The organism is Klebsiella michiganensis (genome assembly GCF_002925905.1).
GTDB lineage: Bacteria > Pseudomonadota > Gammaproteobacteria > Enterobacterales > Enterobacteriaceae > Klebsiella > Klebsiella michiganensis.
Genome location: NZ_PRDB01000011.1, coordinates 15629 through 28813 on the forward strand (window position 1 = coordinate 15629; position 13185 = coordinate 28813).

Genomic DNA, 13185 nt, shown 5'->3' on the forward strand with positions numbered 1-13185 from the left:
ACTTATGGGTTTGTATGGCGGTCGCTTTCACTTCCTGGATAAGCTGGTCGTAACCGGTCGCCGTTTCGGTCAGCAATTTGTTGCGGGTCCTGGCCTCGCTCAGCTGGTCGGTCTGCCACCAGACAGCAGCCAGAAGGACAAGCATCACAATCACACTACCCGCCCTCATGACGGCGTACTCAGGCCCAGCAGGCACCAGGCTTTAAAATCATTGCGCCGGTTAACCAGGCCGGCGGAGCGCTTACCGCCCACATTGACGAAATCAGTCAGCCTGTTGCACATCTGCGGCCATTGTCTGGCCTGGGCATGCTTCCAGATCGTGGTCCTCTGCTTGCGTCCGTTTTTATCGGTGAACCACATCAGCCCGGTGCAGCCCAGATTCAGGGCCGCATCCGTCATAGCCTCAAAGGTGAGTTGCGGCATGTCGGCACCATGGAAATTGTTATTGATGCAGTTCTCCGCCCGTTGCAGATCGTTGATCCAGCGCCGCGCTATTTCCTGGTTGCTGTATTCGCGGTTTTCCACGCCGCCCGTGGAGCCAATGCCAACCGTCAACACCCCCGCCGTGCAGTAATAAGGCGTGCTGCGGCAGTCTTCCCAACCTGCAATTTTCTGCTGCCCTTCTTTCGATGTTCTGACGCTCCCGGGCGCCAGCGAAATGCCCAGAGCCACTATCACCGCAATCGAACATTTTTTGATGATGTTCTTCATGCAGGTTTGTCTCCGTGCAGTTGCTCCAGCAACTGCCGCTCGCGGTCCGACAGGTTGCGGGTTTGCGCCTGGCGGAGAATCTGCTCGATCAAATCGTTACGGCGCTGGCTGGCCTGCTCAATGCGGCGGCGGTGAATCGCCAGCCGGACGGCGGAAACAATCCCCAGAAGAAGGCCAGCCAGCGCCAGTTTTTCGCTGACGGTCATGACGCCCACGCCGGTCACCAGGGCGGATGTTGCAAACGCAAAATATTCGTTAATACGATCCAGAGTCATTCCCATAACTGGACGGTTACCCGTTCCACCTCGCTGGTTATCTCGGGCATTTCGATCTCCTGCCCGGCATTCAAAAATATCTGGTTGCTCAGTCCCGGATTGGCTTCGAGCACCTTCTCCGTGACACCTGCGGTTTTGCCGTAATGACGCCAGCAAAGCTGATCAACCGTGTCGTTTTGCAGCGCCCTGACTTTCATCAGAACAGCTCCGCATAGATCCGGGCTTCTTCCCGAATGTCAGCGATACTCCAGCGCCCGTCCCGCCAGAGATCATCTATTTGCCTGTCCAGGGCTTCGGCGTTTTTGTCACCTTTTGGCGTGGTGCCAACATCCCTGTAACCCTCCAGAACACTGGCGCGCGTGAAGGAGTAGACCGCACGCCGGAAGCGGTAAACTTTTGCGCTTTCGCCGTTAATCTGCTCGACAGGTTCACCGACAGAAGTCAGCAGCACAGAGGCCAGAGATTCCGCACCTTCCGCTTCCCTTTGCTTGCGCCAGTCCTTCAATTGATCCGCGACATGCAGCGCGGCCTCCGTTGCCATATGCATTAATCGGGATGTTGTAATGTCACCGGCGATGCGGGCAGCCAGGCGCAGATCGTGGAGTTTTACCGTCGGCCAGAAAGTGCCGATGGCAATCTGTGCGCCGCCGTCGTCCACGTCTGTCACATCACTTTCAGCAGGTCTGACGGGGCGCTGTGCGATAAAACTCATCGTCGTTTCTCCGGTAGGTCAGGCGGTGGGCGTCCGGTAAAAAGACCGCATTACGGGCAGATCGCCGGGCGCGCCGCCTGTGGCGCGGGGCCAGTTCATTACGCTCAGGCGTTTACTTTGTGGCGGTTTTCGTTGTCTTTTTTGCCGCCGTTTTGCGGGTGGCTTTTTGAGTGCCGGCCGCCGTTTTCGTCTGCTTGCGCGTTCGTGTTGCTTTTTCTGTTGCGGGTGTTTCGGTTGCTGCTGTATCGCTGGATGAAGTCTCATCTTCCGCATCACCACTTGCCGCGCTGGTCTGCGGCGCCTTTTTCAAAGCGCTGACCAGAGAAGCGATCTCCCGTTTCACACCGGCACCCGGGTTCAGGTTCATGGCTTCCCGGAAGAGTTTCAGCGCTTCGCCTTTGGTTTCCGCGTCTTCCGTGTCGCGACGGCAAAACGCCCTCACCTTGCACAGCTTCGCGCGGACCTCATCCGGCATATCACTGTCAGCCACAATTTCGGCCAGCTCGTCCAGCATGGGGATATAGCCTGACAAATCGGCTCCGGCGTCCGTGGTGGCGAGGTTCAGAATGGGATTGCAGATTTCCTCGGCCAGTACCGTGGGTGCCGGGCGGCGATAGTTGTCATCCGGCATGCTCAGGCCATGCTTAACGACATAGCGCCCGATACGCAGCGCCAGCGCATAGTCGGAGCAGTCCACCGCCCACACCATCAGCGTGGTGATGACCGGATCCGCGCGCCCGCTGTCGCCCTCGATCGTGCCGTCAATCCATCCCTGAAACTCAGGAAGGATGCTGGCCTTTACAGCGGCCTTCGCCTGGCGGGACTGGATTTGGCTTAGCGAAGATTTATGCATATGCAGGCGAAAGAGGATCTGCTCATGCGCGGTGCGCGTCTCCGCGTCACGCTCATCACTGATGCCCCGCCTCTCTGCCATGACCTTCTGAAAGTGTCTTTGTGCCGGTGTCAGCATGGGTTCATTCTCCTGGGCGGGCTTGCTGCCCGCCATGTGATGGGGATTATCAGGCGAATGTCACGCCGTCGATCATGGCAATCATGCCGTACTCTTCAATGACATAGTCATCATTGCTGGACTGGTAAGTCGCCACGCGGTTGTAGTGCGGCTCTTCCCGGATAGAGCGACGCAGGGAGCCTTTCTGGTAGTACACAGAGAGGTTTTTCAGGTTGGTGATGAGCACGACATCTTCAGGAATGCCCGGGACAAAGACCGTCGGCAGGCCGCCGATCTTTTCCTGGCTGACAATGAGCTGCGCGGCCAGTAGTTCGGTATTCGGATTGGTCTGGCTGAGCGCGTTCACTTTCGGCAGGTTCACTTTCAGCAGCAGATCGGACGAGAGCACAGTCACCAGACCGGGAGCGCGGCGGAACCAGGGATCCATAAGGCTGTGGCGTGCATCGAGCACGGCGGCATCAATATTGCCGTAGGTGCCTGACGCAATTACCGCGTTATTCTCATCACGGGAAGTCAGCGTGATACCTGGCATAATGCGCTGCGGCGCCTCATTGCGGATCTTTTGCAGCCAGCCAACGCCGCAATCCTGCAATAACGGATAGGTCGTGCGGTCGGAGTTTTCAGAGTAATGCGTGCCATTAAAGCCAATCATCTGGCGATCCAGCCCCAGCTGACGGGCCATCGCATTACTGATTAATGACTGAAATTCAGGGTGACCGGCCCACGCGTCCAGCTCCGCATACGAAAGCGCATAGTCATAGTTGGTTTTGCGGCAGTGGTAGTTCTGCGGCTCTTTGTTATGGTTCGGTGCAGGGTTACGGCGGTTGGTGCCGTCCGAGCTGTTATTGGTGCTCGCCATCGGTCCCTTACTGCCAATTTTTACTTTCTGCCCTTCCTGCTCTTTAACCCCAAAGTGGTTAACCAGCTTCATGAAGTCATCCGACTCCATGGCGGCCTGTTCCAGTTTTTGCTGGATAGTCGGATCGACGCTGAAACGATTGGCAACGGCTGAGGGTGAGACACCGTTCAGATGTGCCTGGCGCACAATGTACTTATCAAATAGTTCGCGGGTCTGGTTTTCCATGGTTACCTCTTAGAAGTCTGCAAGCTGCGCGCTGCTGTTGCCGGTTGCCGCCGGTCGTGCGCTGTAATTTTCTGCGGGCTGGAGCTGAAGCTGACCGCGCAGCTCGTTAAGTTCGCTGGTCAGTTGCTGAATGGTGGCTTTATCCTGTTGGCAGTCCTGTTCCAGGGCACTGAACCGGTCAATCTGGTCTGCCTGAGATTGAGCAACGGCTTCAACAACCTGATGCAACTGACTGAACCGTTGATCGTCGGTTTTCTGGCCTTTACCAAGGATGCCCATCACGCGGTTGAACCAGTTGACGCCCTCCTCGCTGCGATGAGCGGCCAGTTCGATCACTTCAGCTTCAAGCGCATCAGAGAACAGCGGCGCCTCGATCTGCTGGTTATTGAAGGCCATCACCTGCGCGCGCTGCTGCGCGGCAAATTTAAGGCGCTCAGTCCCCAGACTTGCCGGGGTGTCCGTCATCGCCAGGCCGACCACATACGCCTTACCGTTAAGGGCAAACTGCGGATGCAGCTCAATACTGGAATAGATTTTTTTTCCTTCATCGGTGAGCTGCTTCATTCGTGCCGAAGCGTCGATCTCGGCATAGAGCGCCGTACGACCGGCCAGCGGCCCTTCGGTGATATCCTCCGCGCTTAAAGCAACAACATCCCCCATGGCGCCAAAATTGCTGTCAGGAAGCATGGAGAGATAGTGCTCCACGTTCACGCGGGCGCCGTAAACGGCCGGGTTGTAGCTCGCCGCCGCATCGCGGAGGTGCTGCGGCTGGATCTCGCGCCCGTCAACGGTGGCGCCGGAAACCGCAACGCGAAACTTTTTGCGGGCGGGTTTAGTCGTGCTGGCCATGTCGTTTTATCCTGTTGATTTATGTCAGTCGCTGCATCATCGCAGAGCCTGAAAGCCCGGCGCCACGCGGTTTTGTTGTCGGAGAACGGCCAGACCTGAAAGCCCGAGCCGCGGGGATCGCGCGCAGGTAATCTCCCTGCTCAAAAGGGGGAAGTGATGATTCAGGATGCGTTTATTCGATTAAGGGCAAAACAGCTCTACTGGCAGGGTTACCCGCCCGCCGAAATTTCGCGACTCATGGGCATCAACTCAAACACGGTTTATTCGTGGAAAAAGCGCGACGCATGGGATGACACAACGCCCATCAAACGGGTGACGCAATCCATTGACACCCGTCTCTGCCAGCTGAGCGCGAAAGACAATAAAACCAGTGGCGATTTCAAAGAGATTGACCTGTTAACCCGGCAGTTGAAAAAGCTAGATATCGGGCAGGCTTCCACTATCACCGGCGTAAAAAAAACCAGTCGTCGCAAGAAGAAAAATCACTTCTCCGAGGAGCAGATCGAGGCGTTGCGCTTAAAAATTCTCGACTCTCTCGCATGGCACCAGCGCGGCTGGTACGAACAACGAGATCAGCGTAACCGGATGATCCTCAAATCGCGGCAGATCGGGGCAACCTGGTACTTTGCCCGCGAGGCATTACTGGGCGCACTGAGAACGGACGTTAAGCACGACTATCAGCGCAACCAAATTTTTCTGTCGGCGTCCCGCAAGCAGGCGCTCCAGTTCCGCAACTTCATCCGTAAAGCGGCTGAAGAGGTGGACGTCGAACTTAAAGGCGGTGAGCAAATCACGTTGTCAAACGGCGCGGAGCTGCATTTTCTCGGGACGTCGGCGGCGACGGCGCAGTCGTACACCGGCCACCTGCGATTTGATGAGTTTTTCTGGACAGGAAACTTTATCAACCTGCGCAAAGTTGCCGGCGCCATGGCAACGCTCAAAGGCTTAACACGCACGTACTTCTCCACGCCATCCAGCGAAAGCCATGAAGCCTATCAGTTCTGGACCGGCGATCGATGGAATGCGAAACGGCCTAAAGCGCAGCGCGTTGACTTTGACGTTTCATGGAAGAAAACCCATAGCGGCGTGCTTTACCCGGATAAAACGTGGCGGCAGATCGTCACTATTCAGGACGCTATCAATAACGGCTGGGACTACACCGACATTGATGAAATCCGGGACGAAAACAGCCCTGATGAATTTGAAAACCTGTACATGTGCGAGTTCGTCAAAGACGGCGAAAGCGCGTTCAATCTTAGCCAGTTACTGGGGTGCGGCGCTGACGGGTATGACGACTGGCCCGACTGGAAACCGTTCGCCAGTCGCCCTATGGGGCAACGTGAGGTGTGGCTGGGCTACGACGCCAACGGCGGCAGCGGCAATGGTGATGCCGGTGCTCTGTCCGTGACGGTCCCTCCCCTTGTGGCCGGCGGCCGGTTTCGCACGGTTGAATTAAAGCAACTGCGAGGGCTTGAGTTTGAACAGCAGGCGGCGGTCATCAAAGAGGCTGCCGAGCGCTACAACGTCACTCACATCGCCATTGACGGTCAAGGCGTCGGGGAGGCGGTCTGGCAGATTGTTAAAAACTGGTTCCCGGCGGCTATTTGCTACCAGATGAGCCTCTCTTCCAAGCGCGCCCTTGTCCTCAAAATGTTGCAGGTCATACGCGCCGGCCGCTGGGAATATGACCGCAGCGAGCAGGGTCTGGTCAGAGCCTTCAACGCTGTTCGCAAAGTAGTTACACCCGGCGGTTTCATCACTTACGAAACGGACCGATCGCGCGGCGTAAGCCATGGTGATATGGCGTGGGCAACCATGCTTTCGATTATTAATGAACCGTTGGGCCAGGAAAGTGGCGGCGGTGGTTTCGCAATGGGATGGTAACTTTGAAAAAGAAATACGGTAAAAAGCCGATAGCCAGCACCGCCGGCCCTGACATTGTGGAGTCACTGAAGGCCGATCCCGCGTTGACAGCGTTCAGCTTTGACGGCCCTTATCCCGTGCGGGATATGGCCGATTTGCTGGACAATCTCTATTGCATGGACAACGGGCGATACTATGAGACGCCAGTAGACTTTTACGGACTGGCTAAAGCTCCGCGTCAGAGCGCCTGGCATGAGTCGGCGTTGTATTTCAAACGTAATGTGCTCACCGGCTGTTTTATCCCGCACAAACTGCTCAATCGCCAGACCTTTTCCGCGTTTGCGCTGGACTGGTTCACGTTTGGCAATGCCTATCTCGAATTGCCGCGTAATCGCCTAGGCGGCCCACTCCCCTTCAAACACTCTCTTGCGAAGTACACCCGGCGTGGGAGCACAGATCTCGATCAATACTGGTTTATCCGTCGCTGGAAAGAAGAGCACACGTTCAAATCAGGAACGGTTTGTCACGTTCTCAACCCTGATATTAATCAGGAGGTCTACGGTATGCCGGAATATATGGCAGCACTGCTGGCCGCCAGCCTGGCCCACTCCGCTGACATGTTCCGTAAGCTGTACTACGACAACGGATCGCATGCTGGATGCATTGTCTATATTGGCGCCGGACAGGTTGACGATAAAAGCATGAAGGCAGTCAAAGAGACGTTGACCGGTGCGCGCGGTAAAGGCGCATTTAAAAACCTGCTGCTGCATGCGCCAGGCGGCGGCAAAGACGGCGTGCAAATCCTCCCCTTCCAGCAGATCACGGCGAAAGATGAGTTTATCAACATTAAGAACGCCACACGTGACGACATACTCGCAGCGCACCGTATCCCGCCGCAGCTGATGGGCGCCATGCCAGAGGGAAACGGATCATTTGGGGATATCGAGAAAGCCGCCCGGGTGTACGCTATCAACGAACTGACACCCGTGATGGAGGCGCTGAAGGTGGTGAACGAGTGGATCGGAGAAGAAGTGATCCGCTTTAATCCTTACACGTTGCTTACCCCTGAGAAATAACCGCAAGAAAATTCAGTTTATTTAAACAATATCAGAGACTTATAACAGGCCAGCGTTTTCGCTGGCCTCATCTTTTCTGCTGAAAAAATCCCGCATCAGCGCCCCTCTGCGCGTCGCTGCTTTTTCCCTGCAGAAGGCGTACCTCCAACCAAAACTTCCGCTCACCATGACGCAGAAATTGTGAAAGTGCGTATTCTGCCGCCTTCCCTACACTGCCCCGTTTGCGGGGGCTTGCCCCCCGTCACCTGCGCGCAGCGATTCTGACGTTTCTTGCGCATAAACTAAATCGACTTCACAGTATTACCCTCATGGGCTTATAGGGAATGAAACACATCATAAATGTCGTGCAATAATGTTCACTATTTTGCATTTACTGTTAGAAAATGCTCTTCAGACAACATATCATCGGTCGATATATATGACCGTAATCCGAACATAGTAAGATCTTGTGATTTCCATACCATACATGAGTGCTTAAGGAATTTTTTTGCTGAATTGACTAAAAGACCGTAGATTTCTCAACTGAAGACTAATTGGTTAATTTGCAGTCAAATTATGCAAAAAAATATACTGTAAGGTGTAAGGATGTCAACACAATTCAGTCAATTGCTGACATCCTAATATAAAGCAAGGAATGACAGTTCAGCTTGATTATAATTTTAATAATTTTAGCCTTTCAAATCTTCGAAGAAGAGATTGTAATTTTTGGATTTCTTTTTTTAATTCATCTATGTTCATTTCATCTGACCTCAGAATATCCTCCTGTTTCTGCAACAACAATTTCAAAACTCTCTCTGCTTTATCTTTTACTACCCTTCTCTTCCTAAGATAAACTCTGTTTGTACGGTTTAATAGCATCTTCCGTATCATATAATCACCGGGCCCATTATTATCAATTGATATAACAAAACCATTTTCATCTACTTTTATATATTTACTAATATCTTCTTTGAAACGATCTATATATCCTAACCTAGATATATATGTTGCACCATCAATAGTATCCTGACAACCTCTCCAATCGTTCGTTTTCAATACATTGCACTTTTGGCAAGAAAGATGCAAATTGAATGGATGCACTTTCAATACACCATTAAACTTATCTAAAAAAACATCCATGGGCCTAAAGTGATCTAATGAAAAATGTTCACCGCCACATTCATCAACATGAGCGTCACAATATACACATCTAAACTGGCAGTCTTTACTAATATTAATGTAATTTTTTTCACAATTATAAGTAGCATAAAACTCACCCTCTACCTTATAGTAGATAGCTATATCCTGTCTGACTAGCGAAGGATAATAAAAACTATTTATCATCATCCCCCCTTAACTCTAAATATATGGCATCCAATTCATTCGATGCAATATTTAACTCATCAAGAGATGCCTCACTGATAATACCCTCACTTGTAGTGTTTTTTACTCTTGATAAATCTAAAGCTTTAAATTCCTCTAACTCATTATCTGATAGAGTGGAAAAGATTGATTTTTCAAGCAAAAAATCAAATCTTTTTGCTTGTTGAGACTTTATATCTTTATAAGTATTAATATGTCTTAAAAATCTCTTTGTCAGATTATTTTCATCGTCACTCAGTTCCCAGTCGTTCTTATCAATAACGAACTCTATATTCCCAAGGTATTTCTCAATCTCATCTGAAAAACTAGTAAGAATATAAATTGGAATTTTTGAATCAAACATTCTAATTCGCTCAACCAATTCAACTCCTGTATAAGATGCCACTCCGGAATGTTTCAGTTTTTCATCAATAAAATAAGTCACCTTATCAGGAATATCATTCAAAACTTGAATCATGCTTTCCAGAGAGGGCTCAACATCCAAGCACAAGATTTTAAAATCATCTGAAAACATGATACTCATAGCTAATTGATACGTTTCTCTCACATCGCTGTCATCGTCAATGAAAATTATTGTATTCATTTATTTATCCTGTAAAACTTCAATATAAAAACCTGCCCCACCTAATTCTGAATATTGTTGGGCTGTTATTGTTCCAGATGGCATATGCTCTTCAACCTGTGTTTTGATTATTGACAATCCCATTCCGGTTCCAATCGAATTACCTTTGCTATCAGTCCTACGACTATACATCGGTAGAAATATAGTATTTTCTTGGCCAGCTTCTAAACCACAGCCCGAATCCATAAATGCCAACCTTAATCTAGTACCACCAACCCGCTCAAAAATAACCTTAATTTTCCTATCTTCTTTTTTAATGTCCTCTAATGCCCATGTAGAGTTAGTTATAAGATTGATTGCTATACTCTCCCAATCAATTTCAAATGAGCGTACATTGAAATCTTCTTCTGCTATTTTAGAAAACTCAAATTCATATTGGATTTCCATTTTAGAAAAAGTTGCAGCCATCATCTCAAAAACATATTTGAAAATTTTAGGGACGTTAACTTTAGAACGAGTACGTTTATCAGGGTTTATATTATTGATGGCTAGCTTAGAAAAAGTATCAACGTATTGAGCTCCAGTAATCATGAGGTCAGTTACTCGGATTAATTGACCATAATCAATCCCCCCGCCAGTAGTCATTGCACGTTGAATTAGGAGTTTCAATAACTTAGAGTTTGTTAAAGCTAATGCTGAATGTGTGCGAATCTCATGCCCAAAACTCACAGTTAACACACCAAGAGAGGCGAGATTTGAAAGTGTATCCTTTTCACCCTCTAACTTTTTGCGTTCTTTTTCAAGATATAAATAATAATCATCGAGAGCTTTTTGATGAGAAGCTTTAGCTCTCTCTAATTCCCGCAATTTTTGATTTAAGACTTGAGCTGGTGGAGTCTTTTTACCTTTTCTTTTATTTTTTTTGGAAAATATTTTTATTCCTTCTATTGCTCCTTTTAATTCAGAATCTTTCTCTTTAATTATCCGCTCTAATTCTGCCGCCAAGTCCGTATCTTCATCTGCCTGAGCTTCTTTTGTTGCAAGCACTTCAAATGCGGCGATTACTTTTAATATGAAATTACGAAGTTGCAAATAAGCTTCGTTTTCAACGATACCTTCTCTATTAGCTTGGTCGTTAAGAATAGCATTCGTAGTTTTCGAAATACTTACTGCACCAATTATTTGATTAGGAGCAATTCTCCAACCACCTTGTTTTATTCCACCAGGACTGGAAGCTTTTCGGTAGCCCAGATCTAGCCAATCTCCTTTTCCAGTAGGTTCACCATATGGACGCACACGAAAATCATCACGATAAATCCTAACGCCTCGGTTCAGCTCCATGAACTTTGACCAATTTCTTGCTGACATATCTATCTTCGAAAGAAACTCTTTTTTTCTGACCATATAATGGAATTCAAATTTCAATGGTCCAAATAAGGGTTTATCACCTTGCTTCGATATCCAATGTTTCCAAGGTGTAGGCACTTGCTCTATTAGTTCCCCTGTCGAGTTATTTTTAAAAGAAAGTTTAACTTTATTACTTGTATCTATTATTGCCTTCACTTCCCAACTAGCGGCCTTAAGTAATTCTTGAGTGTCAACAATTTCTCTAGAGAATACGACATTATTTATTGTTCTATGTATGGTAATAGAAAAATCATTAACCGACCGATATGGTGATATTAAAAGTCTTAACTCTTGTTTTAAGTCTTCAATAAAATCAGTTCGCCAGCAATCTTTAAGTCCAATCAATACCATGTAAGTACCAGAATCATCTACCGAAGAGAATATATCGCCGTATTTGCATGATAGAGGCAAATCCTGTTCGTAAATATCATGCTGGATTTCGGAAATAGAAACATTTGTTTCCTCATATTTCCTCCAGTCAACAATCAATTGAATAACAGAGTTACTTCCTTTTTTCTTCGTATATAAAACAACTTTTTTACTAAGTCGATCTAAACCAAGGCGCCCTAAGCCTTTTGCACCTGTTAAAACTCGTTTCTTGTTTATCGACAGCTCAACACCGTTCTTAAAGTCAGTGCCAATTTTTAACCAATGGTCATAAATTGTATCAGCATCCATGCCATTTCCATCATCCCTAATAACCATAGTAGAAAGAGCAGGTGATTCTCTTAAATAAAATTCTACATGTACACTTTCAGCATCTGCATCGTATCCATTTTTGATGAGTTCGGATACCGCAACGGTTGAGCTTGAGATGCTTTCCCGTCCCAGTTGCATTGGAACTCGAGCTGAAAGATCGAATGGTTTTTTGCCTAAGTATCTACGTGCCATATTTTATATACCTTCAACAAATGGAATGTCTTTAATTACACCAACTGTTAAATGACGTAACCTTATTCGTTCATTCAAAAAATCATTCGTTTGTTGGCTTTGCAGAACTCGCATAAGTTTTTTACACGTATTCACTTTACCATCCTTAGGAGTTACTACGATCATATGATTTTCTATAGCCACAGGCTCATTCAAGTTTATGAATGTTGCTGATGCTCTACTGCGGTCAGATGGGCTGGATGTTCTTTTAATAACAACGAAAGGTGGCTGTAACACCGTTCCTGAAAATCTTCTTCGCTCTACCGCTGATTTTACAACACCCCATTTGGGACAATTTTTAGGATAAAAATATGCGTATTCGTTTCCCTCTTCGGGATCACGATAGGCAACTAATGGGCCAGTTCTCACATTGAAGTAATCAGCAATAGAGGTCTGTTTATTTGTTGCGCTATGCCATAGTATCTCATGCTGGTTACGTTGATTAATACCTGATAGCAGGAAAACATCGACGTCAGTTTTACTGTTAAATCTTCCCCAAATTTTAACATTCGCACACATTGACTCGGAAACAAACTGTCTGAATTCGTAATATCTACTACCAGACCGAAGAACATCTGGTAATATAGCGCTAATAAGACAGTTTTCTGGTAATAACCTCAGATATTTATCAACTATAATACCTGCAGCATTTACATGCCCTTCCTTCCAATAATTTTCTTTGGGAGAAGGTAAGATTGTAAATGGAGGATTCATGACAACATGTGTGACATCTTTTACTTCCTCTGCATTTATTGTCAAAGCATCCTTCACATAAATATGTGGAAGTAACTTAAAAGCCTCTTCCAATTCACAATTTTTTTCAACGCCTCTATTTAAGGCCTCAATAACAATGCGAATTTTTGCTGCTTCAATGAAGTGTTGATGAATATCAAACCCTCGAAGCACATTACCCCACTCTTTCAAGGTTTCGGATAAAGTTGCCTCTACACCTAACGTCCTAGACGCTTCAATAAGTAAGTTACCGGCACCACAGGTTGGATCCAAAACAATTGATCTCATTGTAATGGGCTTAGCGAAAGATGATATTGCTTCTGATGATAAAGCTTGCCCAGTAAAGAAACTTCCAGCCTCACGCATTTCATCAATAGAAAGCAATTTTCTAAGGACTGTATCTATATCATCCAGATCAACTGAATTTCTCAACTGTTCTTTATCTGAAGAACGTAGAAATTCGCGCATTGCAACATTGTGTGAGATTAAGGTATTCATAGTGACTTTCTGCAGATATTTCCTTCATGATATCATGTAAAAAAATTTTTTTCCACAAACATTTTAAACGTAACTTATTGATAATAAAAATCTTTGTGTAAAATTCTTGAATAAGGTTCTGCAGAAAAATTTTGATAAATTTAAGTACAGTTCT

Annotated in this window: 13 protein-coding genes; 2 read left to right on the forward strand and 11 right to left on the reverse strand. The window is 47.6% G+C overall.

All coding sequences use genetic code 11. The features are described 5' to 3' along the window. Positions 1–165 precede the first annotated feature (165 nt). The 7 genes from CDA56_RS20925 to CDA56_RS20955 all read right to left on the reverse strand — a co-directional run bounded on the left by CDA56_RS20925 (position 166) and on the right by CDA56_RS20955 (position 4601). A complete protein-coding gene (locus CDA56_RS20925) occupies positions 166–711 on the reverse strand; it encodes a lysozyme (protein WP_004213111.1) in 546 nt (181 codons plus the stop codon). Further along, entirely contained in the window at positions 708–992 is a 285-nt protein-coding gene (locus tag CDA56_RS20930; protein WP_004215823.1) for a hypothetical protein, read from the reverse strand. The genes CDA56_RS20925 and CDA56_RS20930 overlap by 4 nt, the downstream gene beginning before the upstream one ends. Beyond that, positions 983–1183 (reverse strand): tail protein X, encoded by a 201-nt coding sequence (locus tag CDA56_RS20935; RefSeq protein WP_104011407.1) that lies wholly within the window; start codon positions 1181–1183, stop codon positions 983–985. Before CDA56_RS20935 ends, CDA56_RS20930 begins: the two co-directional genes overlap by 10 nt. Further along, positions 1183–1698 (reverse strand): head completion/stabilization protein, encoded by a 516-nt coding sequence (locus tag CDA56_RS20940; RefSeq protein ID WP_104011408.1) that lies wholly within the window; start codon positions 1696–1698, stop codon positions 1183–1185. The genes CDA56_RS20935 and CDA56_RS20940 overlap by 1 nt, the downstream gene beginning before the upstream one ends. 112 nt (positions 1699–1810) lie before the next feature. Further along, entirely contained in the window at positions 1811–2668 is an 858-nt protein-coding gene (gpM, locus tag CDA56_RS20945; protein ID WP_104011409.1) for a phage terminase small subunit, read from the reverse strand. A gap of 49 nt (positions 2669–2717) precedes the next feature. Next, a complete protein-coding gene (locus CDA56_RS20950; RefSeq protein WP_004213107.1) occupies positions 2718–3752 on the reverse strand; it encodes a phage major capsid protein, P2 family in 1035 nt (344 codons plus the stop codon). A gap of 9 nt (positions 3753–3761) precedes the next feature. Then, a complete protein-coding gene (locus tag CDA56_RS20955; RefSeq protein WP_104011410.1) occupies positions 3762–4601 on the reverse strand; it encodes a GPO family capsid scaffolding protein in 840 nt (279 codons plus the stop codon). Positions 4602–4757: 156 nt separating this feature from the next. Between CDA56_RS20955 and CDA56_RS20960 the strand changes: the two genes are divergently transcribed. Continuing rightward, positions 4758–6485, forward strand: coding sequence for a terminase large subunit domain-containing protein (locus CDA56_RS20960; protein WP_104011411.1), 1728 nt, complete (start codon positions 4758–4760; stop codon positions 6483–6485). Continuing rightward, a complete protein-coding gene (locus CDA56_RS20965; protein WP_104011412.1) occupies positions 6479–7540 on the forward strand; it encodes a phage portal protein in 1062 nt (353 codons plus the stop codon). Before CDA56_RS20960 ends, CDA56_RS20965 begins: the two co-directional genes overlap by 7 nt. A gap of 651 nt (positions 7541–8191) precedes the next feature. On the opposite strand, the gene CDA56_RS20970 is transcribed toward CDA56_RS20965, so the two are convergent. The 4 genes from CDA56_RS20970 to CDA56_RS20985 are packed head-to-tail and all read right to left on the reverse strand — an operon-like array spanning position 8192 to position 13031. Then, positions 8192–8866 carry a calponin homology domain-containing protein gene (locus CDA56_RS20970; RefSeq protein WP_139536103.1) on the reverse strand — a complete coding sequence of 225 codons (675 nt, stop codon included), beginning with the start codon at positions 8864–8866 and terminating at the stop codon, positions 8192–8194. Further along, positions 8853–9485, reverse strand: coding sequence for a response regulator (locus tag CDA56_RS20975; RefSeq protein ID WP_104011414.1), 633 nt, complete (start codon positions 9483–9485; stop codon positions 8853–8855). Before CDA56_RS20975 ends, CDA56_RS20970 begins: the two co-directional genes overlap by 14 nt. Next, positions 9486–11762: an ATP-binding protein gene (locus CDA56_RS20980; protein ID WP_104011415.1), complete on the reverse strand. Its 2277-nt coding sequence runs from the start codon at positions 11760–11762 to the stop codon at positions 9486–9488. A gap of 3 nt (positions 11763–11765) precedes the next feature. Then, on the reverse strand, positions 11766–13031 hold the full coding sequence (locus CDA56_RS20985) for an N-6 DNA methylase (protein WP_104011416.1): 1266 nt from the start codon (positions 13029–13031) through the stop codon (positions 11766–11768). Positions 13032–13185: the final 154 nt, after the last annotated feature.

What these genes read in the sequence shown, in the direction of transcription:
- CDA56_RS20925 (WP_004213111.1), bottom strand. Translation starts at nt 711, where the DNA reads ATGAAGAACATCATCAAAAAATGTTCGATTGCGGTGATAGTGGCTCTG.
- CDA56_RS20930 (WP_004215823.1), bottom strand. Translation starts at nt 992, where the DNA reads ATGGGAATGACTCTGGATCGTATTAACGAATATTTTGCGTTTGCAACA.
- CDA56_RS20935 (WP_104011407.1), bottom strand. Translation starts at nt 1,183, where the DNA reads ATGAAAGTCAGGGCGCTGCAAAACGACACGGTTGATCAGCTTTGCTGG.
- CDA56_RS20940 (WP_104011408.1), bottom strand. Translation starts at nt 1,698, where the DNA reads ATGAGTTTTATCGCACAGCGCCCCGTCAGACCTGCTGAAAGTGATGTG.
- gpM (WP_104011409.1), bottom strand. Translation starts at nt 2,668, where the DNA reads ATGCTGACACCGGCACAAAGACACTTTCAGAAGGTCATGGCAGAGAGG.
- CDA56_RS20950 (WP_004213107.1), bottom strand. Translation starts at nt 3,752, where the DNA reads ATGGAAAACCAGACCCGCGAACTATTTGATAAGTACATTGTGCGCCAG.
- CDA56_RS20955 (WP_104011410.1), bottom strand. Translation starts at nt 4,601, where the DNA reads ATGGCCAGCACGACTAAACCCGCCCGCAAAAAGTTTCGCGTTGCGGTT.
- CDA56_RS20960 (WP_104011411.1), top strand. Translation starts at nt 4,758, where the DNA reads ATGATTCAGGATGCGTTTATTCGATTAAGGGCAAAACAGCTCTACTGG.
- CDA56_RS20965 (WP_104011412.1), top strand. Translation starts at nt 6,479, where the DNA reads ATGGTAACTTTGAAAAAGAAATACGGTAAAAAGCCGATAGCCAGCACC.
- CDA56_RS20970 (WP_139536103.1), bottom strand. Translation starts at nt 8,866, where the DNA reads ATGATGATAAATAGTTTTTATTATCCTTCGCTAGTCAGACAGGATATA.
- CDA56_RS20975 (WP_104011414.1), bottom strand. Translation starts at nt 9,485, where the DNA reads ATGAATACAATAATTTTCATTGACGATGACAGCGATGTGAGAGAAACG.
- CDA56_RS20980 (WP_104011415.1), bottom strand. Translation starts at nt 11,762, where the DNA reads ATGGCACGTAGATACTTAGGCAAAAAACCATTCGATCTTTCAGCTCGA.
- CDA56_RS20985 (WP_104011416.1), bottom strand. Translation starts at nt 13,031, where the DNA reads ATGAATACCTTAATCTCACACAATGTTGCAATGCGCGAATTTCTACGT.